Source organism: Leptospira chreensis, from assembly GCF_016919165.1.
GTDB lineage: Bacteria > Spirochaetota > Leptospiria > Leptospirales > Leptospiraceae > Leptospira_A > Leptospira_A chreensis.
The window spans coordinates 60,506-83,035 of sequence record NZ_JAFFPS010000053.1 but is presented as its reverse complement, the minus strand read 5'-3'; the positions used below and the strand labels follow the sequence as shown (position 1 = coordinate 83,035).

22 protein-coding genes are annotated in these 22,530 nt (G+C 39.1%); 9 read left to right on the top strand and 13 right to left on the bottom strand.

Annotated elements, in window-relative coordinates; all coding sequences use genetic code 11:
• Nucleotide 1 precedes the first annotated feature (1 nt).
• From JWG41_RS14340 to JWG41_RS14330, 3 genes are read right to left on the bottom strand one after another with little or no spacing between them, the layout of a single operon-like run.
• Complete coding sequence (locus JWG41_RS14340) at nt 2-1,051, bottom strand: glycosyltransferase family 4 protein (protein WP_205270610.1); 1,050 nt, start codon at nt 1,049-1,051, stop codon at nt 2-4.
• Nucleotides 1,048-2,115 (bottom strand): glycosyltransferase, encoded by a 1,068-nt coding sequence (locus JWG41_RS14335; RefSeq protein WP_205270609.1) that lies wholly within the window; start codon nt 2,113-2,115, stop codon nt 1,048-1,050. Before JWG41_RS14335 ends, JWG41_RS14340 begins: the two co-directional genes overlap by 4 nt.
• Complete coding sequence (locus JWG41_RS14330; RefSeq protein WP_205270608.1) at nt 2,112-3,131, bottom strand: LIC_10202 family protein; 1,020 nt, start codon at nt 3,129-3,131, stop codon at nt 2,112-2,114. Before JWG41_RS14330 ends, JWG41_RS14335 begins: the two co-directional genes overlap by 4 nt.
• An 86-nt stretch (nt 3,132-3,217) precedes the next feature.
• Here JWG41_RS14330 and JWG41_RS14325 point away from each other — a divergent pair, with 86 nt between their 5' ends.
• The gene (locus JWG41_RS14325) at nt 3,218-4,138 is read left to right on the top strand and encodes a GDP-mannose 4,6-dehydratase (RefSeq protein ID WP_205270607.1); all 921 of its coding nucleotides are present in this window, start codon (nt 3,218-3,220) and stop codon (nt 4,136-4,138) included.
• Here JWG41_RS14325 and JWG41_RS14320 read toward each other — a convergent pair.
• Nucleotides 4,096-5,292 (bottom strand): M48 family metallopeptidase, encoded by a 1,197-nt coding sequence (locus tag JWG41_RS14320; RefSeq protein ID WP_205270606.1) that lies wholly within the window; start codon nt 5,290-5,292, stop codon nt 4,096-4,098. The genes JWG41_RS14325 and JWG41_RS14320 overlap by 43 nt on opposite strands.
• Before the next feature lie 3 nt (nt 5,293-5,295).
• Nucleotides 5,296-6,252 (bottom strand): YjgN family protein, encoded by a 957-nt coding sequence (locus tag JWG41_RS14315; RefSeq protein WP_205270605.1) that lies wholly within the window; start codon nt 6,250-6,252, stop codon nt 5,296-5,298.
• A gap of 169 nt (nt 6,253-6,421) precedes the next feature.
• Here JWG41_RS14315 and JWG41_RS14310 point away from each other — a divergent pair, with 169 nt between their 5' ends.
• Nucleotides 6,422-6,709, top strand: a complete 288-nt coding sequence (locus tag JWG41_RS14310) for an LIC_11321 family protein (protein WP_205270604.1) — start codon at nt 6,422-6,424, stop codon at nt 6,707-6,709.
• The gene (locus JWG41_RS14305; RefSeq protein WP_205270603.1) at nt 6,685-7,653 is read left to right on the top strand and encodes a patatin-like phospholipase family protein; all 969 of its coding nucleotides are present in this window, start codon (nt 6,685-6,687) and stop codon (nt 7,651-7,653) included. The genes JWG41_RS14310 and JWG41_RS14305 overlap by 25 nt, the downstream gene beginning before the upstream one ends.
• On the opposite strand, the gene JWG41_RS14300 is transcribed toward JWG41_RS14305, so the two are convergent.
• Both JWG41_RS14300 and JWG41_RS14295 read right to left on the bottom strand, forming a co-directional pair.
• On the bottom strand, nt 7,635-8,828 hold the full coding sequence (locus JWG41_RS14300) for a pyridoxal phosphate-dependent aminotransferase (protein WP_205270602.1): 1,194 nt from the start codon (nt 8,826-8,828) through the stop codon (nt 7,635-7,637). The genes JWG41_RS14305 and JWG41_RS14300 overlap by 19 nt on opposite strands.
• Before the next feature lies 1 nt (nt 8,829).
• Nucleotides 8,830-9,609, bottom strand: coding sequence for an SDR family NAD(P)-dependent oxidoreductase (locus tag JWG41_RS14295; RefSeq protein WP_205270601.1), 780 nt, complete (start codon nt 9,607-9,609; stop codon nt 8,830-8,832).
• An 88-nt stretch (nt 9,610-9,697) separates the two neighbouring features.
• Here JWG41_RS14295 and JWG41_RS14290 point away from each other — a divergent pair, with 88 nt between their 5' ends.
• Nucleotides 9,698-10,921 (top strand): MFS transporter, encoded by a 1,224-nt coding sequence (locus JWG41_RS14290; protein ID WP_205270600.1) that lies wholly within the window; start codon nt 9,698-9,700, stop codon nt 10,919-10,921.
• A gap of 43 nt (nt 10,922-10,964) precedes the next feature.
• Here the strand turns inward: JWG41_RS14290 and JWG41_RS14285 are convergent, their stop codons facing one another.
• Both JWG41_RS14285 and JWG41_RS14280 read right to left on the bottom strand, forming a co-directional pair.
• Entirely contained in the window at nt 10,965-11,885 is a 921-nt protein-coding gene (locus JWG41_RS14285; RefSeq protein ID WP_205270599.1) for a cyclic nucleotide-binding domain-containing protein, read from the bottom strand.
• 6 nt (nt 11,886-11,891) lie between these two features.
• A complete protein-coding gene (locus JWG41_RS14280; RefSeq protein WP_205270598.1) occupies nt 11,892-12,395 on the bottom strand; it encodes a DUF3347 domain-containing protein in 504 nt (167 codons plus the stop codon).
• Nucleotides 12,396-12,495: 100 nt separating this feature from the next.
• Here JWG41_RS14280 and JWG41_RS14275 point away from each other — a divergent pair, with 100 nt between their 5' ends.
• Both JWG41_RS14275 and JWG41_RS14270 read left to right on the top strand, forming a co-directional pair.
• A complete protein-coding gene (locus JWG41_RS14275) occupies nt 12,496-12,846 on the top strand; it encodes a VOC family protein (RefSeq protein ID WP_205270597.1) in 351 nt (116 codons plus the stop codon).
• Between the two features lie 43 nt (nt 12,847-12,889).
• Nucleotides 12,890-14,377, top strand: coding sequence for a hypothetical protein (locus JWG41_RS14270; protein WP_205270596.1), 1,488 nt, complete (start codon nt 12,890-12,892; stop codon nt 14,375-14,377).
• Here JWG41_RS14270 and JWG41_RS14265 read toward each other — a convergent pair.
• Nucleotides 14,374-15,066: an LIC10067 family putative lipoprotein gene (locus JWG41_RS14265; protein WP_205270595.1), complete on the bottom strand. Its 693-nt coding sequence runs from the start codon at nt 15,064-15,066 to the stop codon at nt 14,374-14,376. The two genes, JWG41_RS14270 and JWG41_RS14265, sit on opposite strands and share 4 nt — an antisense overlap.
• A 69-nt stretch (nt 15,067-15,135) precedes the next feature.
• Between JWG41_RS14265 and JWG41_RS14260 the strand changes: the two genes are divergently transcribed.
• Complete coding sequence (locus tag JWG41_RS14260; RefSeq protein ID WP_205270594.1) at nt 15,136-15,909, top strand: enoyl-CoA hydratase-related protein; 774 nt, start codon at nt 15,136-15,138, stop codon at nt 15,907-15,909.
• Nucleotides 15,910-15,912: 3 nt separating this feature from the next.
• Entirely contained in the window at nt 15,913-16,437 is a 525-nt protein-coding gene (gene dcd / locus JWG41_RS14255) for a dCTP deaminase (RefSeq protein WP_205270593.1), read from the top strand.
• An 83-nt stretch (nt 16,438-16,520) separates the two neighbouring features.
• On the opposite strand, the gene JWG41_RS14250 is transcribed toward dcd, so the two are convergent.
• The 3 genes from JWG41_RS14250 to mpl36 form a co-directional block, all read right to left on the bottom strand.
• Nucleotides 16,521-17,045, bottom strand: coding sequence for a DUF2147 domain-containing protein (locus JWG41_RS14250; protein WP_205270592.1), 525 nt, complete (start codon nt 17,043-17,045; stop codon nt 16,521-16,523).
• Between the two features lie 240 nt (nt 17,046-17,285).
• On the bottom strand, nt 17,286-20,513 hold the full coding sequence (locus JWG41_RS14245; protein WP_205270591.1) for a SpoIIE family protein phosphatase: 3,228 nt from the start codon (nt 20,511-20,513) through the stop codon (nt 17,286-17,288).
• Nucleotides 20,514-20,635: 122 nt separating this feature from the next.
• Nucleotides 20,636-21,517, bottom strand: coding sequence for an RlpA family plasminogen-binding lipoprotein MPL36 (gene mpl36 / locus JWG41_RS14240; protein ID WP_205270590.1), 882 nt, complete (start codon nt 21,515-21,517; stop codon nt 20,636-20,638).
• A gap of 107 nt (nt 21,518-21,624) precedes the next feature.
• On the opposite strand from mpl36, the gene JWG41_RS14235 reads away from it, so the two are divergent.
• Entirely contained in the window at nt 21,625-22,530 is a 906-nt protein-coding gene (locus JWG41_RS14235; protein WP_205270589.1) for a tetratricopeptide repeat protein, read from the top strand.

Below are 22,530 nucleotides of genomic sequence, written 5' to 3'. Positions count from 1 at the left end.
ACTAATCTCTCACAACTTCCAGAAGGGGAAGGATGCTCGTAGATTGTAAATACTCATCCAACCGAATATTTTGAGCGCCTATGATTGAGTTTCGAAAGTCCTGTTTTTGAAAAACAGAATCAACAAGAGTAACAATGGAATCAAAATCTTTGGATTCAAAAAGAATTCCGGAACGATCTAAAGTTTCGGGTACCGCTCCTGCGGCAAAGGCTACCACAGGTAGATGAAAATATATGGCTTCCATCAGTGGCACACAAAAACCTTCATGTTCACTCATCGATATAAACATATTACTTTCAGAGTAGATTTTTTTTAACATTGTTTCATCAACATATGAAATGATTTTTACTTCTTCGGTGAGATCCAAGTGGTGGATCATAAAATTGAGTTCATCCAAATAGGATTGTTGGTTTGGGTTACAAAAACCCAACATTCGCAAGGAAAATTGATTTCCCATTTTAGATTTCCAGGTTCTGGCAAACCGAATCAAATCGTCTTGTCGTTTATTCGGTGCTATGCGACCAACAAATAAAAAAGATGGATTGGTAAATGATTTAGATTTAAAATCTCTCGGAACATCTTTCCATTTTTGAAAGTTGAGATGGAGTGGGAGTAAGCGCGCATGTTTAAATCCAATCTCTTGGAGTTCGTTTAAGTTAAAATGAGAAACGGCAAAGGAATGATGGAACGTATCTCGGATGATTTCTAAATCTTCTCTCCCTTTACGTAATAAATAAGAAAATTTGAGATCATAACCGGTGAAAAAATCTTCGGGTGTGACATTGTGATAAATCAGAATTTTTCTGTTTGGAAATTTTAAAACAAAATCTAAAACATCACTATGAATCGAGTGGTGATATACCAATACATCATTTGGTTTGATTTTTGCTTTGGTGATTTTTTCGGCATACTTTCTATCATAGGAAAAAACATTCTCCGCAAATATTTTTCCACTATATCCTTCTTTAGAAAGTAAACGTTTGATCTCCAACATTTCTTGGGAGATGGCATCACCTAATTGGAATCCTGCGGAAAATTGATGTATGTTCATTGGATACCAGAGTTAAGAATTCCAGAAATTACTTCTGGAAATGGAAACTGGTTATAAGATTCCAATACTTTGTATTGATTGGAAATCAGGGAAGTTCGTTTTTCTTTTTGGAATAAATTCTCTTTCATTTCTTGTACGATCGAAGGAAAATCTTTTGTATGGAATAAAATACCAGCACCACACATTGTTCCGGGAATGGCTCCAGCCTCATAAGCAAAAACAGGAATCCCCGAACCGAAAGCTTCAAGAATTGGCAAACAAAAACCTTCGTGTTCGCTCATCGAAACAAAAGCCCCCGATTCTTTTAAAATCGAAATTACTTCTCCATCTGTTTTGCCAGTTAAGAATTGAATTTTTCCTTCCAGGTTAAATTTTCGCACAACATCAGTTAACTTATCAAAATAGCCGTCAAAAGCACCTATCACAGATCCAATACACAAACATTTTGCTTCAGGAAATTCTTTTACCCAATGGGAAAACAATGCAATGAAATCCTCCCATTTCTTTTGAGGAGAATATCGTCCCACAAATACTAAAGAATGATTTCTAGATTCTGGTTCGTTTTGTAAATTTCTATCATAAGATTTACAAATAGGAACTACGTAGGGATTTCTAAACTGGTATCCCGAAATCGTTTGGAAGTTAAAATCCGAATCACACCAAACAGAATCACAAATAATGGATAAACTGGCGATTTCCAAATAAGATAAAGATTCAAATTTTTCCATCGCGGAAAAAATATCAGGAGTTGTGGTATCTTTATAAAATTGAGCGGGTGTGATATTGTGAAATCTTAGAATTTTCCTACCTGGTAAGTTTTGGAATAAACTGTAAGGATAACCAGCTCCGCCATAATGTAGAATGTGGATATCGTCAGGATTTGTGGGATGTTGGAAGGAATCAACCAAGTGGAACTGGCTTGTTAAAGATTTCCCCTTCCTTTCTAATCTTGTAATGAAATGTGATTTGTAACCGAGAGAAATAAATACTTCTGCAAGTCCAATGGCGTCGTTTCCCACACCATCGGAATCTTTGAGTTCATCTAAATGTTGGAAAACATTCATGTATCAAATTTTGTATATCTATATACTTGCGTGTCTTCCGTTGCGGAAAGATCTCGAACTTGTTGGAAACCAAGAGTTCCTAAATAGTTTGGTAACAGATCCAAATCGATTTCAGAAACTTGCAGATCACGGAACGGGCGATTGGTGTCATTTGGTTTCGTGGAAACGGAAAAATACAAATGTTTTCCAGACGAAAGTGAGTTGGAAATTTCTGCAAATATCCTTTCAATCCAAAAGGATGGAAATCGGTTCAAAGGCAAATATATCAAAACATCCGTGGATTTTTTTAGGATTTGTTTTAACGGAAAAAGTTTTTTTTCCAATTGAACTGTGGCAGTAATTTTACTTTGGATGAATGAAAATTCGTTTTCGTGAGAAGTGATACACTGAAAAGGAATTTTGTTACTAGAAAGTTGTTTTAGAATGTCTCCCCACTCAGGAAACAAGACAGTAATTTCATTTGTTTTAGAGATATCTTCTAAGGCAACTTTCCACGTGGGATTGGAACCTGCATCTGTAAAATAGGAATTTACCGCCCAACCAAAGTTAGGCAACTCATCTGTGGAAGTATTTAACAAATGATCTCTATAAAATCCATCAAATCGGGTTTCGATCTGTTCTAATCTTTTTCCTAAACGAACCAGTTCATGTAGAACTGAAAAAAAAGCTCGGATTCGATTCTCTGAAAGTTTTTTATCGATCAGTCCATAAACAGAGATTAGGCGAGTGATGAGATATTTGATTGGTCCTTTGATAAACCAAAATTTTGGGTTGGAGAACTTGGGGCTAGAAATCCCTTTTTCAAAGAGGTGAGCAGTTCCGGCCGGGTCAAATTTTCGAAATCCTTGTGGGGATTCTGGTTTGTAGCTGATCTTTGTGAGTTCCAACCAGTTGGGAGTTTGGTTTGGATCGAGAGGGATCTTGGATTCGATTTCCTGAACCAATTCCGATACGTTTAACTGTGGGTCGCGAACTTCGACAAAGGGGGAGGGATTGAATTTCTTTTTGTCTTCCACAGTTTTCTTTCTTTTGTTGAGAGGATTTGAAAAATTGGAAGAATGGCAACTAAATCTTAGGGCCGAATCGGAAATTTCCCTTTTCTATGAAAAAAAAACAAACTTTAGTCACCGGAGCCAGTGGATTTGTCGGAAGTTATCTACTTCCTGCTCTTGAAGCCCAAGGCGAATCCCAAATCCATTGTTTTCAAGGTGACATTCGTGATCGAAAGACTGTCCTTAAGAATTTAGAAGAGGTCAAACCAGATACCGTTGTCCATTTAGCAGCCCAAGCCTTTGTTCCGATTGCCATTGAAAATCCCTGGGAAACCGAAGAAATCAATGTCGGTGGAACATTGAATCTATTGGAGTCTTTACACCGCTTGCAAAGACCGTGTAAAATATTGTACATTTCTTCCGCAGATGTCTACGGAAAACAAAACCTTTCTCTTCTGCCTTTAAAAGAATCTTTTTTACCAAACCCAGTCAATCCCTATGCCGGTAGTAAATTGGCTGCAGAATCATATTGCCGACAGTATGCGCAGTACAGCCCTTATCTGTCCGTTGTGATTGCTCGCCCTTTCAACCATATTGGGATTGGACAACGAAAGGAGTTTGTGATTCCCAATTTCTGTTCCCAAATCATCGAAGCAAAACATTCAGGGAAGTCGACCATTGCTGTTGGTGATTTGGAACCGACGAGAGACTTTTCTCATGTGGAAGATATCGTAAGTGGTTATCTAACCTTAATCGAGAAGGGAGAATCTGGCGAAATTTATAATATTTGTTCTGGGGAAGAACGAAGTATCCGTTATATGGTAGAAGAATTAGCGAAATACTCAGGGAAAGAGATTCAATTTGTTGTGGATGCCGAACGTGTGAGAGCGTCCGAAACATCCAAAGTTTACGGTGATAATTCTAAACTAAAAAGCCTTGGTTGGAAAAACAAACATAGCTTAAGCGAAACTCTCAAACAAATTTACGATCACTTAGAATCGGAATTTTTAAGATCCAAACAAACCGATTGAACTTCTTTCCAAGTTTTGTCAGAAACAATCTTTTTGATGGAACCCTTTTTACCAGATTGGATCAAAGTTTCTAAAGTTTTCATTCTTTCGTCAGTGGCCGGATGGGTACTTAAAAAATCAGTAATTGATTTGGTAACCACCTGGTCGTCTTTTGCATTTGCATCTTTTGGCCCATCTTCCGATTTTGTAATTTCTTTTTCTAATTCTTGCATTCGGTGGAAGAATGTGAGAAGTCCAGATGTTGAGATATTTTGGCTTTTTAGATATTCAATGGAAGTGATGTCGGCTTCCGTTTCGAAATCTCTAGAAAACTTTAGAACAAGAAAGGTAGAACCAAGCTCTGTAAATGTTTCTAAAAATTCCATATTTCCAAGGCCCGGCCCAATCACTAAACTAATCGCAAGCGAAGTGCCTCCCGCTTTGACTAAGTTTCTCATATGGTGTCTTTTTTCCACATGGGCTACTTCGTGGGCTAAAACTCCGATAACTTCCTCTTGTGATTTGGCATCGTTTAACAATCCAGAAAAAAAATAAATCTTTCCGTTGGAAAGCGCAAAGGCATTGGGAATGGTAGAACCAATGACAGATACGGAAAACTGGTGTGGACTTCCTTTAAGTACAACTTTCTTCAAAGCTTCGGAAAAGAATTTGTCTGTGGCTTTGGTATTACATGCTTCAAATTGGGCATCCATTTTGAGTTGAACGGATTCACCCAGCGATTTGTCCATGGAAACGGGAATGAAGTTGGTAACTAACTCTAGTCCCTTAAAATAAAAGAAACCAATAACAGTAACGATGATAATGGATAAAACCCCGAGTACGATGGGATTCATTTCTCGAATCGAATAGAAAAATGCATGAGTGGGACTTTTGGATTTTTTGGTTTGGATCCAAAGGGATTCTAATTTTTTGGCATCTTCTTTGGAGCAAAAGATTTCTAATACAGGGCTTTCTCTTACTTCGTCGGGTAGTAAGACCAACTTACAACCTTTATGCGTCAAATTGAATTCTGTAAATTGAGAGATTCCTAGTTTGTGGGCAGTATCTCCAGATGAGAAGTCGATGGTTTGGCCGTGAACCAGAACGGTCCCTTCTTCAGGGACCGCTGATACTCCGTCAAAATATCGGGATGTAAATGTTTGATTTTGAAACAATGTTTATGTGAGGAAGGCTTCTAAAGTTTCCGCTAGTGCTTCCAAACCTTCCGCGGTAGCATTTGCTTGCGTATCTGGTTGTGCTGAAATGGTAGAGAAATCAACCTCTGCCTCTAAACTGATTGACTCGATAAAAAGTTTAGTCAATCGGACTACAGCCCAAGCAAATCCAATTCCTAAAGTAAATAGGATAATCAAATAGGCGATGAGAAAATTAACAAAAATTTTACCACCAGTGATATCGGATCTGAATTTTTTCCCTTGGAAACTAGTTCGGTTCCAAATGTAGTTTTGAACATCTGCCAAAAACCAAGAATAGTAAATTCCCAAAGTCACAATGCTGAGTAAAAATCCTTTTAAATAGAGGAAAAAAATCTCCTTACCTTCTGCCGAAAAACCAAAGTTTGTATTTCCATATCTTGTTTTGCTTTGGAGGTAGGCTTCCTTTTCTGCAAAAAACCATGGGTAATAAATTCCGAGCGTAATGATTGTTAGTAGAATGCCTTTTCCGTAAAGTTTTGCTACTTCCAAGATCTTTCCATCAAACCCAAAGCGGAGGTTCCGATAACCTGTGCGTGAAGTTAGATATTTTCTTCCGCCAACCACGATGATGGGAACTAGAGCAAGAAAGACTCCTAATGTCAGAAGATATCCTACGATCATAGCAAAGTAAGGGATGGGAATGAAAGCTAAGATGTATTGAACGATATAGATTCCAATATAAAGGACTATGAATATTCCTAAAGCTTTTAGAAAACCGATGAATCTCTCTTTTCCTGTTCCGTGGAAGGAAAAACGTTCTCCAGCCCATTCCAAATTTTCTGCCGTAAACTTTTGGATATTGGTTCTGGCCCAAAAGCTATATATCCCTAAAGTTACTACGGTAAGAAACGCGTTCTTCAGGAATAAAACGAAGAGTTGTCCTCCCGTTGCGTGGTATTGTAGTCTCGTATTGTTCATTGGTGTCCCCAAAGGATGATTAGTGGGGAGATTATAAAAGATTTTACCAAAGGGTAAAGAAAAATATTTCCTATTCAATAGAAATACAGTTCGTACCATTGAACCTAATTCATGACTTTTTTAGGAATCACCGAACTTGCGTATCTTTAAGGTCGTCTACCTGTATAGAATGCGAACCATTTTGTTAACTCTATTGTTCTTTTCGGTCTTTGTATCCGAAAAGATGGCCGACCCTAGACAGGAACTTCCTCCAACTCTTGGGGATTTAAAGGGCCAAGACAAATCGGTGCGCCAACCTCCCGATCGTAAGGACAAAAAAGGCTGTTGTAAAATTAAATATCCAGCCGGCGGATATGATTTCTTTCTTGCGACAGAAGACGATTGCCGAGCTAGTTTGTACTTTGATAGATTTTTAGGAGAAAACAACACTCTATGCTTTCGTTGGGAAGGGGAATAGATTTTGTCGATCTTATGGGCGTTCGAGAACAAGTATTACAAACATTAGTTAAAATTTTTCCCTCTTATGATGCTTCTCTTGCCATCGCTGGTGGTGGTTGTAAGGCTTTTTATGCTTTAGGGGTTGGGAAAACCCTTCGTGAATGGGGAGTGCGCTTTACAGAACTTTCTGGAGTTTCTGCCGGTGCCGCTATGGCACTTTGTATTTTGTCGCAAACCGAAGAAGAATCCGTAGAATACTTTGAAGAAATCACAAAACGAAATTCGCGTAACTTTCATTTTTCGAATTTCCTCCGGGGAGAATCCACTTTCCCTCATGAAGATATGTATCGCCGTACAATTCGCTTTGGAATGAAGTTTGATAAGGTACTGGAATCGGGTGCTAAAATTTGGATCCATTCGGTGAAGGCCCATCCAAGGGAAGATTCACTAAAGAATAAGTTCCGTTTGGCGAGACTCATCTCTGAAACGGGCCGAGCTTTTATTTTGGATGATCGGGACCGGTCGGATGGAATTCCTGCAAACAGAACCGCCGAGATGATTAAAAAATGGAATATGGAAGATGTGGATTTCACAGAGAAAGATTTTGTGAATTCAGAAACCATCGAACAATTCATTATGAATTCTTCCTCCATTCCTCCCATTGTGGATTTTCAATCGGTTGGAAATGAATATTATTTGGATGGGGGACTGACCAATAATATGATGATCGAAACTTTTTCGCCTAACGCGAAGATTATTGGAATTCACTATGAACCCAACACCATTGTGGGAAAAACTCCGGAACTTTTGGCAAAGTCTTATCTGATCACTCCATCCAAACCTTTACCAATCACTTCTTTTGATTATACAAACCCAAAGGGAGTGAGAGAAACTTATGAATTGGGAAAGGCTGATGCCCTCGCTCAAAAAACGGCGATCATTGATTATTTAAGAAAGGTTTGAAGGGTTTCTAGACCAGAACGCAAAGTTTCTTCTTCTGAAATCAAACTAACAATAAGTATACAGCGGTTATGCGAAAATCCATACCATGACCCTGGATGTAAAAAGACGTTGGTTTTGGATAAAATTTCCAAAACCAAATCCTCGTCTTTTTTCTCCAAATCTAGTTCTAGTAAAAAATACCATCCGGCTTCCGTGGCTGGTTTCTTTTTGATTTTAGGATTTTCTTCAACAAACAAAACACATTGTGCCATGTTTCGCATAATTCTTGTTCGTATGCGATTTTGCATCATTGTTTTCCAAGGAATGAGTTCTGGTGTGGCAAGTTGCACGGGGGAATTCACGGAGAGATAGGTGTCGGCGATGAATCCTAAATTTTTCTGAATTTCCGATTGGTAAACCTCTGGACCTTTGGTCAGGATCCAACCCAGTTTGAGCTGAGGAAGGGCCAACATTTTAGAAAATCCATTACATACCAATAGGGGAAAAGTGGGCTCCTCGGGAATTTGGTGTGGTTCTCCAGAAAACTCATAACCTACAAAAACTTCGTCTAACAGAATTGGGATTTTGATTCCGAGTGCTTCCCATTCCTTCCAAAAGTTAGCAGTGGTTCTAGAACCTGTGGGGTTTGCGGGACTGACCAGGACAATGAGTTTGGTTTTTGTACTCACACAATTGGCGATGGTTTCTGCAGAATAAACCCACCTTCCTGTTTCTGGATCTTCTTTCAGCGGGTAGTGAACTTCCTTTAGATTTTCCAAACCAATGAGAAAACTAAATAACGGATAACCAGGATTTGGTGTTAGAACTTCATCCCCTGGGTTTGTGAATAGTTTGAATGTATAAGAATAGGCTTCTGATGTACTGGCTGTTAAAACCAAATCAGAAGGTTTGGCTGGGATTTCTCGGTTTGTATATTCAGAAACGATGGCCTTTCTTGCAGATTCTAATCCTTCGGCAAGGGGGTCATACTGACTGCAGTCTAAACTAGAGAATATATGGGACAGTGCCCCTGGTGGGAACTCCAACCCTAGTTTTGTAGGATTGGAATTGGTCAGATCAAAAATCGCATTTCCTGACTTTTCCAGGTTTTGTTTTGTTTGGTAAATTTTATTTTCTGAATTTAAATCACCTAACAACTGGAATCGATTGGAAAATGAAAATGGGAATTCGGTCAAATCATCCTGCTTGGTGTAAATATTTAGCAATTTTACGAACGAGAAATCTTGGTGAAACTCGAACCGATTGCGCTAAAAGGAAATTAAAGAATCCTGTAATTTTTACGACCTTTTTTCCAAACAATGCATCGAGTCCAATATCCACCACATCTTGAGATTTCATAATCAGAAAAGAGGACTTTACTAAATTGATTTTAGTCATATTCGCTCTTTCAAAAAATTCGGTTTGCGTCGGTCCTGGACAAACGCATGTTACGGTAACACCATAATCGCGCACTTCTTCCGCAAGTCCTTCACTGAAAGAAAGAACATAAGCTTTTGAGGCATAGTAACTCGACATGAGTGGCCCTGGTTGGAATCCCGCGGTGGATGCAACATTTAGGATGTAACCATCTTTTGCCGTCACCATATCTTGCAAAAACAAATGGCAAAGTTCTGCGAGAGTAGTGACATTGAGTTGGATTAATCCTGTTTCTTTTTCAAAGGAATTTTTATGGAACTCACCATTGATACCGAAACCCGCATTGTTCACCAAACAATGAATCGATATCTTTAGTTTTTTAACCGCTTTGTATACTGCTTCTGCCGATTTCGGTTTGGCCAAGTCTTGTGCTATGACAACACTTTGTAATCCGTATTTGGTTTTGATTTCCGTGGCGAGTGCCTTCAATCGATCCGCACTACGAGCAACTAAAACGGGAGTATAACCCTTTTTAGCCAAAGTCAGAGCAAAATCTTTTCCGAGTCCAGTAGAAGCCCCTGTAATTAACGCATATTTCATAGAGGGAAATTTATTACAGAATGTAAAAGTTGGCAATACGAAACTAAATAGTTTTGGAAATTTTGAACGGCTGGTCAATATTAGTTTTATGAGCCAACCTCTTACCCATCCGCTTCATACCATCCAAAAAGAAAGAGCCATCATCTTCATCCTTGCGGCCCTCCAATTTTTACACATCCTGGATTTTGTCATCATGATGCCACTAGGGCCAGTGTTTATGGAAAGTTTCAAAATCAACTCTGCTGCCTTCGGACTCCTTGTTTCTTCTTATTCTATCAGTGCGGGAGTGTTTGGGCTGATTGGGGCTTTATTTTTGGATTCTTATGATCGCAAAATGAGTCTTCTTGTTTTGTTTTTTGGATTCTCTTTCGGGACGTTACTTTGTGCTTTTGCTCCTAATTATGGATTTTTACTTTTTGCAAGGGTAGTTGCCGGTGGTTTTGGGGGAATGATTGGTGCAACCGTTCTTTCCATCATTGGAGATATCATTCCGGTGTTTAGAAGAGGGACAGCCACTGGTGTTGTGATGAGTTCTTTCTCTGTCGCATCTGTGATTGGAATTCCTATCGGACTTTCGTTAGCAAATAAATTTGGATGGCATTTCCCGTTTTTATCTTTGGCAATTGCTGGGTTTTTAATTCTTCCAATCTGTTACAAAGTATTACCATCGATTCGTTACCATTTAGATTCAGAGATCCATCCAAAACAATCGCAACTAAAATCATTAAAACAAGTGATTACCAAAAAAGACCACTTGGCCCCTTTTCTTTTTATGGTGTTTTTGATGTTCGGTGGATTTACCATCATTCCTTTTCTCAGTCCATTTCTTGTCTCTAACGTTGGTTTAGCGATCGGTGATCTTCCTTATATTTATTTCTTTGGTGGGTTATTTACTTTTTTTACGAGCAGATTCATTGGAAAACTCTCGGATCGTTATGGAAAATTGACTGTTTACCAAATCATTTCGATTGTTGCTGTGATTCCAATTGTGGTCGTTGTGACTTTGACAAAAACTTCATTGCCTGTGGTTCTTACCGTCACTACTATATTTATGATTTTGGTTTCTGGACGAATGGTGCCTGCATTTGCAATGATCACCTCCGCTGTGGAACCAAGGATTCGAGGGAGTTTTATGTCTGTGAATTCGGCCATCCAACAAATTTCTTCTGGTGCCGCATCCTATGTAGCCGGTCTTATTTTGGTGCAAACACCTGACAATCAGTTAGTGAATTATGAACTAGTGGGAATGATTGCCGTGTTTAGTTTATTATTTAGTGTTTATCTTGCGAAAAAAGTTAAAATTGCTGGTTAAGATAGTCTATTTTACAGAATCAACTAGCGAAGATTAGTTGATTCTACAATTCTAATTTACCAGTTTCAAGAAAATCAATGATCATGAGTTTTTGAGATACCGTGATCATCTTTTTTTCGAGAAGTTGGTTTAGAATTTCTGACGCGGTTCCAATTTCCATCCCGTTCAATTCCGAAAAAATAAACTGAAAGTTTTTATCAATTCGATGTTCTGCAATATAAGCATGGAGTTTTTCACTCGTTTCTAATATCAATTGTTGCCTATGAATGAGACCTTCCATGGTAGAAAGTATAATGGATACCTCTGGATCTTCTGCAAAGAGCTGCATCATATGATCGTAGATTTTTGGTGATTGTAATGGTAATTCGTAGATCGAATCTCCGAGAGCCGTGTATAAAGACTTTTCTTCATCAAAATCCAAACCAGTGTATTTGTTCAGATTGGAAACGATTTCTGATGGTAAAATGACGATAAATTGGCAGGCGTATTCTGGTTCTTTTAAATAACGAACAAAATACTGAATCAAATCGCAAATGCGTAAATAACTCACAAAAGTCCAATATTTGAAACTACGTATATCAAACATATGTTTGATGGACTTTTCTCTTTTGATTGAGTCTCGAATGTTCATATAGTTTTCAAAATCACATTTAAAAAGATAACTGAGTGTGTGATTGGAAAAGGATTCTATAATTTCCCTTACGAGAGTCGGTTCTCCTATATAGAGAAAATAAGAGATTAATTCTAAATTGTCTTTGGAAGTCCAAATGAACTTTTCTAAAGTTTTGGCGGGAATTTGGGAAAACGCAGAAAACCCAATTTTGAATGTTACTTTATCCTGTAAAAATGCCTCGAGTTTGTTTTTCGCAATACAATCTTCATCTACGTCTTGTTTAGCGAAAGAAAGCCTGCAACTGGGTGGGCAGGCTTCGTATAAGGATGTACCGAGGAAACATTTTGGCATGGACTATTATTGTATCAGTTCTCCACAATCTCTCATTTCAGGAGCATATGGATTCTTTACTTCTCTTCCTGTCATTAACCATGATTTATCGACCATAGGACAATAAAATCGATTGTACTTGGATTGGTTTGGTACTTCTGTTTTGATTTGAACCAATATTTCTTGAATTTTGGAAATTTTTTCATAACTAGTTTCTAGATCGGTTCCATTTGTGGGAAGGAGTGGACTTAAAGTCTCAGCCCAGGCCTTTAATTTTGGATGTCCACTGGCTTTCAAAGCATCAATTGATTCTGAAAAAATTTTCCAATTTGGTTTTGGATCCTCTTTTAGATACTCTTCGAGAAGGATTTGGTTCTCAGATAGGAGTTTTGCCGCTAAGTTTTCGTGGGCAGTATCAAAAGGAACGACCGCTTCCTTGCAAGAAAGGGTCAAAATGGCTAAAACGATGAGTGAAATCCGAAATGCATTCATATTTTGATTCTTTTTTCCTAAGTTGGAATTGGAATTCAAATTTTACTTTCGAGTTTGTTAGAGGGAAATTGCTTTTTTCTCGACAAAGCCGGTTTTTCAAGCATGATGACAGAAAAGTTCACGAAGGTGTAATTCCATTATGATTATTGTAGAAGGCATTGGCCACGTCAGTATCCCCGTCTCCCAGCTCGACACCTCTATCGATTTTTACCGGGACATTTTTGACTTCGAAGTGGAGACAAAGAAGGCTACTGAGGCAATTCTTTCTCTGGATTCCTTTCGGATCCGATTGGTGGTTGCAGAAGTCCCTGACAGGTCTCTCCCGCTCTTAAGTTTTGTGATGGATGTGGATGATTTCACAGAAGCCATCAGCGAACTTGAGGAAAAGAACGTAAAGATCATCAAAGGACCAGAAGGATCTGATTCTGGGGAATCTCTTACGTTTGCAGACCCAAGCCAAAATTTAATAGAGATTTTCTACTCTAACTAAATCCTGTTGATTTTTTAAAAATCCTACTTACTATCCTCTTGGTATGTCGGCAGAGAACCAAGGGGGTGGGAACGAATTAGACCTACTTACCGATTTCAAAAAGGGTTATGTGTATTTCCTCACTGGGTTTCAGAACTTGGTGGGAAGTTTCCTCCAATTTCTTAGTACCGGGCTTACCGAAGCTAACAAACGCGAAATCCTTTCCTTTCGAAAGAACCTCGATCAAGAATTAGATAAATCACAAAAGAAAATCAAAGAGATCATCTTTAACTTAGATGAAAAACATATGTATGCGCAGGTGCGAAAGGAATACTCTCGCTATTTTTCGCGTAATTTGGATGAGGCGAGTCGAGATGATTATGTTCAATTCCACTTAGTCTTTGAAATGCTTCGTTACTTTTATATTGAAAGTAAAGAAGGTTGGATTTTTTTACGGGATGCTGTTTCGAACGCAAAGTTTAGCGATCCAGATTTTCAAACCAATGCTTTGTTAAATTACCGAATCTTGCCTGCCTTAGAAAGGTTAAACCAACTTGAAATCTTTCTAAAACGAATGAGTTATATTTTACAGATTGATAATCCAAATTATTTAACGGAATACAAACCCACCAAACCAAAGTTTCGTGATCGAGTCATCTATCGATTGTCTACAGTTTTTGATGAAAATCTATATGATAAACCGGCCTCCCTCGACCCAGAAGATTCTGGAATCGTGTACAAAGCCGATGAAGTGATTCAAAAAGAGAATGAAGAATCGGATAAAAAAAAGGAATGGGCCAATCAAAAGGCTAAACTGAAGGAAGAGGGTGCGACCACTTACATCCAGGCTTATGGAAAGTATACTTGGAACTCCGACCAACATTATTTTTTCAGGTATGAACAAGATAAATATTTAGCCGAAAAAGCCTTATTTAAGACTGCTATCAGCATGGATTTACATCTGGGAGCTGATGAACAAGTGCTTCGTGCTGAACTCATTCGGTCATTAACAAGTACGGAAAAGAAAAATAAATCTCCTGAAGATTTCGAAGTAGAATATCAGAATTTTTTAAAACAGTTCTTTCAGTTCTGCGAGAATGTTGTGCTTATGAATATGATGATTCCCAACCAAGTGAAATATGTGTTTTTGTTTCATCTAGGGCCTTCTCATTTTTATATGATTGCAAAAAAGTTTCTAATGGAAGTAAACACAGGTTATATCCATGCACGGGGAACTGATGGTAAAAAAGTAATTCGGGTGATTCCAGGTGAATATGTCAAAAAACATGTGATCGATTATTGGAACGAAATCATTTTGCCAAATGTAGGTGAAGAAAAGAACAACCTGGCTTTGCTTAAGAAATTAACAGAAATGATTGAAGAGAAATACAAAGAAATCTCAAAACTAACCATTCAAAAGTATGATGAATTGGATGAAGAAATCAAAAATTCAAAACCAAGGGATTTGATCTTTCGGGAACATATGAATGAATGGATGGGTGCAGCCAATATCATTATCTTCAAACGATTTGTGAAAAACAAATCTTTCTAAAGAACTAAACTACAGGTCGCCGATTCTGCTGTAATGTAAAACTGTGTCGCAACTCCCGCAGGGAAGGGGATGATGGGGTCGTTTTGTAAAACATAGTCTGTGGCCTGACAAGATCTATCAAATACTCGGACCGTCACAACACTCTCACATCCAATCGTTAAACTTCGGGTCGCAAGTAGTGTATCTGTATGGAAGGCTTTGGTTTCGTTCCCATCAAATTCAACGGATATACTTTGCCCTTGTTTCAATTCAATTTCTGCACCGTATTGTTTGTTTGTTACCGCATAGCAGTCGATAAAGTATTCCATACCGGCACAGTTGACCCCAGTTTTGGAGTTAGGCAAACAAGAACCGCCAGATTTTGATACAGTGATGAATCCTGAAAATGTTCCATCCGGAACCTTGGTATAGAGTTCGGTACCCGTGTTTAGGGTGATGGAAGCAACAATATCATTGAATCGGACAATTGGTTCTAAACCAAAATTCTCCCCTTTGATGACAACTTCTGTTGCGGAGTAGGTGGCATTGGCGTTGTTTTGAGCAGGAGTTCCGATCTGAGGGGTCACAGAGGACACAACCGGTGGTGAGGTCAAGAGTGCGGCCAAAGGATCTTCTGAGGATGAGGATATGCAGGAAAAACTGCTTCCAAGTACTAGTGAGAATCCGATTGTGTATAAAATCCTTCTCATGACGGCTGATTCCATTATCGGAAAATCAAAACAGTTTTCATTTCTATTTTTTCATCGGGAGGAAATTCTATGAACACTGTCACTCTCCAAACCCACCATACTTATGTAGCATTAATTGAACTAAGCCGCCCTGAGGCAAAAAATGCGATTTCCATGCAACTTCTCGCGGAATTGAGAGAGAGGATTCGGGAAGTGAAAAAAAGCCCGGCCCGGGCCTTGGTCATCATCGGTACAGGGGATTCGTTCTCCTCTGGTGCTGATTTAAAAGAAAGAAAATCCATGTCCGAGCTACAGGTAAAACAATTCCTGCGAGATATCAACCTTTGTTTTTCGGAACTAGCTGGTCTTGCCATTCCCACCATTGCGGCTATCAATGGATTTGCTTTTGGGGGCGGATTGGAATTAGCTTTATCATGTGATATTCGTTATGCGAGTGAAACCGCTTTAATGGGACTGACGGAAACAAAACTAGGAATCATTCCAGGAGCCGGGGGAACCCAAAGACTTTCCCGGATTGTGGGGGAGTCGACCGCCATGGAATGGATATTTTCTGGAAAAAAACTAACCGGAAAAGAAGCAACGGCTCGTGGTCTTGTTTCTCAAGTTTTTGAACCAGATCATTTACGGGAATCTTCTCTTGCCTTAGCACGAGAGATATCGGAATCTGCACCTATCGCTGTTTCTGCTGCCAAAAAAGCGGTGCGTCGTGGATTGGAGTTACCAATCGAATCTGCCCTAGAATGGGAGAGATTGTGTTATTTTGAAACGATAGGCACAAAAGATCGAATTGAGGCCTTACAGGCGTTTGCTGAAAAAAGAAAACCTAATTTTAAGGGAGAATGATCCGTGATTTTAACCGGAAAAGAAATTTTAAAAAGACTAGGGAACGATATTCAAATCGAACCATACGATGCAAATTTATTAAATCCAAATTCATATAACTTACGTTTGCATGAAGATCTTTTGGTTTATTCTGAATTTCCTTTGGATATGAAAAAACCAAATCCTGTACAAACTTTGAAAATACCGGAAGAGGGTTTGTTACTCGAACCAGGTACATTGTATTTAGGAAGAACCATCGAATTCACAGAGACTCACAACCTAGTTCCCATGTTAGAAGGTCGTTCTTCTATTGGGCGCCTCGGAATGTTTGTCCATATTACTGCTGGTTTTGGGGATGTTGGTTTTAAAGGATTTTGGACTTTAGAAATCCAAGTCACACACCCTCTTCGTGTTTATGCGGGAGTACAAATCTGCCAGATTTTCTACCATACAGTGGAAGGGGAAATCAGTGAATACAAATCAGGAAAATACCAAGCCAACCAAGGCATCCAACCTTCTTTGTTGTATAAGGACTTTGAAAAGAAGTAAGGTTTAGGTTTTTTCGAAGGAATGAAAGAAGGGAAAGCGATGAACCTGCCTCCGAAGTGGATGGCAGGTATTTCGTAGAATCGTTATTTTTTAGCTTTGAAAGTACAGTCCCATTTCGGGTCATCAAGATTCAAACCACCGAGTTTTACCCAGTTGTTCGTTTTTCCAATGAAGGTAATGGAACAAAGAGTTCCTTTTAAATCCAAACGGTTTCCATTTTCTAGAGAAGTGAATTTTCCACAGTAGGTTTTTCCATCACGTGGATTGTAGATTTTTCCGTTTTTGTAAACACCTTCACCTACGTAATCAAAACCATTGATGAATACCATTCCAAGGTTTGGACGATTGCGTAACTTTGGATCTTCGTTGTTATGATCTAAGTAAGGAGTTCCCGGAACACCTTTGTCTTTTTCTTTTTCTTGGTACGCATTGTCTTTGATACAAACTGTTTTTCCGCAGTATTTATCACCACATTTGAAAATCTCGATGACTGAGTCTTTTTCAGGTGGAAGGTATCTTCCCACTGCAACGTCAGCCTCTTGGGCAAGTAAAGAACTTCCCGTGAAGAGGATGGCCGTCCATACACTTAAAACAAGTTTTTGATTCATATAGATCCTTATTCTATAAAATTGGGTTCGCTTATTCTGACAGAAATTTTTTCTCTGGCAAGCTGGTTTTTTGAAATTCAAGGTCACAATTTAATAAAATGCGACATCTGTTAAAACGATTTTAAATCACCATTTGGATTATGTTTCATTTTAATGCAAGGGTGATGTAATGAAATGACAACGGATTTGTAATACAAAAACCGATGTCATTTTTTAAGGTAGGATTTGGACTAACCTCAATTAATTGAGGCTAGTCGCTTTTTCTAATAACTTGGAAAGTTTGAGAACGTTTTTGTTTGTTGGATCGATAGACTGCGCTCGGGTTACATAAGTAACAGCACGATCTACGTTTCCAAGAAGTCGGCTAACGTCTGCAAGGTTAATTAGGTTTTGAAAGTTCTCTGAATCGTATTTCAAAGCTTCTTGTGCTGCTTTGAGCGCACTTTCGTAATGACCAAGTTTTTTTTCGGACATCGCTAAGTAGTACCAATACTCTCCGGAACCTTCGTTTTCTTTCAAAAATTCAGTAAGAACTTTGGCTGCGATATCGTATTCTTTTCCTTTGTAACTCACGAGGCCCAAAAACTTGTTTAGTTTTTGGTTGGTGGGATCACCAAGGAATGCTTTTTTCATTACCGTGATGGCTCTTTCAATCTCCCCGTTTTGGTAGAGAACCTTTCCTTCTTCGAAGGCACCAGAGGTCGTGAGCGCTTCATCCCAATCATCACCTGGTGTATCGAAAAAATCATCCACAGGTTGCTCTGAAAGGTCACCTTTTTCAGGAGAATGATGGATAGGAGATTTGTCACTTTTGAAGACAAGGCTCAGCATGGAGATATCGTCTGTAACATCTCCCGTTTTTTTTACGAGTTTTTCTACTTCATAAATATCGCCGTCTGCTTGTTCAATGAATCGCAGAACCATAGTTTCATCTTCGTTGATGGTTCTTACATCTTCATCAGGAGTGAGGTCAATATCATCGCGTCCATCGGAACCAAGGATCAATTGGTCACCAGGAAGAAGTTGGAAGGTTTGTACTTCGAAAGGATATTCTGAATCCAATCCCAATTTTCGGAGTTTCAATTCGTCTTCAATGAAACTTGCCTTACCATCGCGATAAAGAATGCTATAAGGGTGTTCTGCGTTGAAATACCAAATTTTTCCGCTGTCATCGTCAATCAACATTACTGTTGCAGAGATCACCATAGTACCACTGAAAGATTTGAACACAGCGTTAACTTCTTCGTATACGTCTGTTAGCCATTCTTCAGGAGTACGGTTGAGAATTCTTTTGTTACCGGCAGAACGAGCCATGATGGAGTTCATCACAACACCCATCACTAGAGATCCACCAGCACCTTGCATGGATTTTCCCATGGCATCACCGTTCATCACCATAGTGTAACGATGAAAATCATCAGGTTTTCCTAACTTTAGGTTTCCTGTGATACAAATATCACCACCTAAATCTCCCGTTTTATTACGGAATTCGAAGGTTTTCTTTTGATGAACAAAGAAATCACATCGAATGTTATCAGACTTGTTTGCGTTAAAGAATAATGGTTTTGCAAGGAGTGAAGTGAGGAAGTAGTCACCATCTTGTTGAACTTTCAAACGATGGATCTCATCCATTTTCTCTTGAAGTTCTTTGGTACGTTCTTTTACTTTCTCTTCCAAGTTTTCTGCGTAATCTTGGAGTTCTCTTCTCGCATCACGAATGGAGGACACCATTCCGTTGAACGATTCGGCCAGGTAACCAATCTCATCATTTACTTTGATGGGAACTTCTACTTCTAAATTTCCTTGGTTTACTTTTTCTACCCCGGCAAGCAAAGCATAGAGTGGATTGACAAGGGCTGACCTAAAGAATAACGGGAAGATAACAAGTAGAACAAACATCACGATTGCAAGGATGACTAACTCTAGTTTAGCAGACTTGTGCATGTAAGCTCTGTAATCTCGATAGTTAAAACCAATTTCTCTGTTGATTTTCTTTTTCGAGTCATAAGTCATATAAGCAACGTAATGCGAAACGCCATCCAAATCTTTTCTATAGTGTCTGGTTAAGTCTGGTTTGAAATAACGGAAGAACTTCAACATTTCCACGCGGAGGTCTCGTCCTGAAATTTCTTTTCCGTCCCACTTACAATCGTTTACATGTTTGAGAATGGCATCGCGGAAGCTATCTACGTTTTTCACCTTTTCAACGTATTTAACACCTTCTTCACAAAACTGGTCTGGTAAAATATCACCGAGTTTGTTTGTGTTGATGAAGGTTCTGCGATTCAGTTTTTCAATTAATTTAGAAACCTCTACCTTTAGTTCGGCTCCTTCTGAATCTGGATTTTCTTCCAAAAACTCTAGGATGGCATTTTTATAACCTTCAAAGTAGTATGGTGTTTTCGATAAACTTGCTTTAAGAGAATTTCTATAATCGGCTTCCGCTATGGTCACTACTTCATCATATAAGGCTGTGTTGTAAAGATCCGCTTGGACTAATGGCAGATCCACATTGACAGATGCTGGTAAATAAGCCTTTTTTAGATTTTGCCCAACGGAATCGTATTCAATCACAAATAAGATGTCTTTGGAACGTTCTCCACCTTCCGCGGCACGAAGAGCCTTTTGGATGGCAGTATTGTCAAAAGATGTCTCTTTTTCTTGATCCACCAAATAACTGAAGGCTTGCATGATGAGGAGAATGGTAACAAATGAAATTCCCACAATCTTCACCATGAATGTGGTTCGTTCACTACTGTTATTGATAAATGTAATAGTGATAATGAAAAAAGTAAAAGTGAAAAGTAATACAAGAGCAGTGAGGTAAGTGGAACGTTCCATTGCCCCATCACGACTCATAACGTTTGTTATGTTGGGAACAATTGCTGCGATTAAGGCTGCAATTAACATAATGATCAAGGTTCCGCGTTTTTCTTTGGCAACATGGAATAATCGGTAACCGGGAAGCACTAGGAAGTTGATAAAGGAATAAGCAGCAATAAAGAAACTTAAAATCCTACTGGCACCTTCTGAATTAAAATCCCAGTGGTGGGCGGTGAAGTGGTATTTTCTTTCCCCTTGGGATACAGTCACTAGGAACCACAAAACAACAACAATCGCAACGGCATGAAGGATCGCCAGGATGATGCGAGCTGCTTTTGGGTTTTCGTTATCAGGGAAACGAAAGAAGAACTGACCAAAATGAATGATTCCAAAGAGGATGATTCCGCCAGTGATCCAACGATGGTAGGAAGCAATGGGATGGTAATAAAAAGCTCCCAAAAGGTATCCGAACTGGAACAATCCTAAAAACAAACAGGCAAGAGCCATGTGTTTGGTGGCGACTGTTTTGTCTTTCAGTGAGAAGAAGAATGTAGTCAAGACCGTAAGGAGGACAGTGACAATTAAACTACCGAATGTATAATAATTTGTTAGTATGTGGTCAACGGATAATATGCTTTCACTCATAGGGTCTTCTAGTTGCTAATTTAATACGAAATCGTAACAGGCGGAAATGCGAAATCAATTCATTTTCCAACCTTCCCGAGCAAATCGGCGAGATAGCCATTTGCCCGGTCGGATGGGAGAAACTAACGATTTGCGATAAAACAATCAATCCCGTCGTATTTCAATTTTGATTTGAGAGATTCCGCTTTGGTGCGGTCTGCAAAATCCCCAACTTGAACTACGAACTTTCCATCTCTGGGAGTTACGAACACGGATTGGTTGTATTCAGATTTCATGTTTTCTTGATATTTGATGGCTCTTTCTTTTTCCTGAAAGACTCCCACTTGCACAGTAAAGCCTTTTCCCGCAGCGACCGGCTTCACGACACCCGGTTTGACCGGTGTGAGTTTTTCTGGTTTTGCCGGAGCATCATCTAAAAGATCAGAATCATCCAAATCGTCGCCCAGATCATCCTCTCCTTTTTTGAGAACTTTGATCCCAACTTTGGTAATTCCTTTGTCCTTAAACTCTAAAAGTTCAGCGGTTTTTTCGGATACATCCACAATACGTTCATCCACAAATGGTCCACGATCGTTGATACGAACCACTGCTTCTTTATTGTTTTCTAAGTTTTGGATTTTGATCACACTTCCAATCGGGAGTGTTCTATGAGCACCCGTCATTTTCATTCGATCAAATGGCTCTCCACTCGCAGTCGGACGACCTTGAAACTTTTGTCCATACCAGGATGATAAACCGACTTCATCAAACTGATCTGCCGGTTTTTTCACAGGGATTGCTGCGGCGACAGGTGTTGCTGTTTTTGCATTGGAATCTAAATCGTCAATGATGGAACGAGCCACTGGGTCTTCCGACTTAGTTTGACTCGCTGGTTTTGACTTTCCAGAACGTTCAAAAAAAATATCTTCCGGATCGCCGGAAGCGCTATAATCTCTTCGGGTAGCGTCAGCAGAACTGCAGGACACCAGCCACAACATAATTGATATAAGTATGAGTCTTTGCATAACTTTCCCCTTCCTCTGGACTCTTGTGTGTACCTTTCGGAAGGTTTTTCCAATCTCGTGATAAATTTTCTCGGGGGAGATTCGTTTCTGAAACGATAATGGCTAGTATGGCACAAGAAATTCAATCCTTGTTCAATGAAGCAGTCCGTTTGGAGCGAAACGGCGAGTGGGATCGTGCCGAGGCCCAATACAAAGTTTTACTGGAGAAGGATCCAAATTACCATTTGGCCTTACAGAATTTGGGAGTGATTTACGCCAAACAAGGGAAACATGAAGCAGCAATTCCTTTGTTTTCTAAGGCATACAAACTGAATGCCAATGTTAAAAACTGTTATAATCTAGCTGTTTCTCTTTACAAACATGAGGAAACTGAAAAAGCCATCAGTTTTCTGAAACAAACTTTAACCTTTGAAAAGAAATTTATCTCCGCTCATTTATTACTCGCCCAAGCCTATCAGAAGTTAGGCAACGATGAAAAAACCGAAGTTTATCTCAATAATGTCATTAAAATCGAACCAGACCATAAATCAGCTTTAGGAGGGCTTGCGATGTTTTATTACGAAAGGAATCGTTTTCCAGAAAGTTTAAAAATGATTGAACGTTACTTGATTCTATATCCCGGGAATGCTCAATTAAAAATCATCCAATCCGAAATCCTTGCCAAACAAGGAAATTACAAAGCATCGGCCACACTACTCACTACTATGGTGAAAGAGGATGTGGGATTTACAAATTTTAATGAAAGTTTGCATGCGGCATGGCAAGAAGAAGATGGAGTGGCTCATGAAAGTTTGGTTCGGATCCAATCCAAAGCCAAAAAGAAATTAAAAGAGTTCCAAACCAAATTAGAACTCTCCAAAGAGAATCCAGAAGAGTTTTCCCCCCCGGATGCACAGGAAGCTTTGGATTTAAGTTTGTTATATCTTTTCAATGGAAACCCTGAAAAAGCGATGCAATATTTGGTATTTGCTCAAAAGATGAAGGAAAAGACAGATCCCGAAAGGCCGACCTAG

Excerpts from the sequence above, each read along its gene's own strand:
- JWG41_RS14340 (WP_205270610.1), bottom strand. The coding sequence starts at position 1,051 with ATGAACATACATCAATTTTCCGCAGGATTCCAATTAGGTGATGCCATC.
- JWG41_RS14335 (WP_205270609.1), bottom strand. The coding sequence starts at position 2,115 with ATGAATGTTTTCCAACATTTAGATGAACTCAAAGATTCCGATGGTGTG.
- JWG41_RS14325 (WP_205270607.1), top strand. The coding sequence starts at position 3,218 with ATGAAAAAAAAACAAACTTTAGTCACCGGAGCCAGTGGATTTGTCGGA.
- JWG41_RS14315 (WP_205270605.1), bottom strand. The coding sequence starts at position 6,252 with ATGAACAATACGAGACTACAATACCACGCAACGGGAGGACAACTCTTC.
- JWG41_RS14310 (WP_205270604.1), top strand. The coding sequence starts at position 6,422 with ATGCGAACCATTTTGTTAACTCTATTGTTCTTTTCGGTCTTTGTATCC.
- JWG41_RS14305 (WP_205270603.1), top strand. The coding sequence starts at position 6,685 with ATGCTTTCGTTGGGAAGGGGAATAGATTTTGTCGATCTTATGGGCGTT.
- JWG41_RS14295 (WP_205270601.1), bottom strand. The coding sequence starts at position 9,609 with ATGAAATATGCGTTAATTACAGGGGCTTCTACTGGACTCGGAAAAGAT.
- JWG41_RS14290 (WP_205270600.1), top strand. The coding sequence starts at position 9,698 with ATGAGCCAACCTCTTACCCATCCGCTTCATACCATCCAAAAAGAAAGA.
- JWG41_RS14285 (WP_205270599.1), bottom strand. The coding sequence starts at position 11,885 with ATGCCAAAATGTTTCCTCGGTACATCCTTATACGAAGCCTGCCCACCC.
- JWG41_RS14275 (WP_205270597.1), top strand. The coding sequence starts at position 12,496 with ATGATTATTGTAGAAGGCATTGGCCACGTCAGTATCCCCGTCTCCCAG.
- JWG41_RS14270 (WP_205270596.1), top strand. The coding sequence starts at position 12,890 with ATGTCGGCAGAGAACCAAGGGGGTGGGAACGAATTAGACCTACTTACC.
- JWG41_RS14265 (WP_205270595.1), bottom strand. The coding sequence starts at position 15,066 with ATGAGAAGGATTTTATACACAATCGGATTCTCACTAGTACTTGGAAGC.
- JWG41_RS14260 (WP_205270594.1), top strand. The coding sequence starts at position 15,136 with ATGAACACTGTCACTCTCCAAACCCACCATACTTATGTAGCATTAATT.
- JWG41_RS14250 (WP_205270592.1), bottom strand. The coding sequence starts at position 17,045 with ATGAATCAAAAACTTGTTTTAAGTGTATGGACGGCCATCCTCTTCACG.
- JWG41_RS14245 (WP_205270591.1), bottom strand. The coding sequence starts at position 20,513 with ATGAGTGAAAGCATATTATCCGTTGACCACATACTAACAAATTATTAT.
- mpl36 (WP_205270590.1), bottom strand. The coding sequence starts at position 21,517 with ATGCAAAGACTCATACTTATATCAATTATGTTGTGGCTGGTGTCCTGC.
- JWG41_RS14235 (WP_205270589.1), top strand. The coding sequence starts at position 21,625 with ATGGCACAAGAAATTCAATCCTTGTTCAATGAAGCAGTCCGTTTGGAG.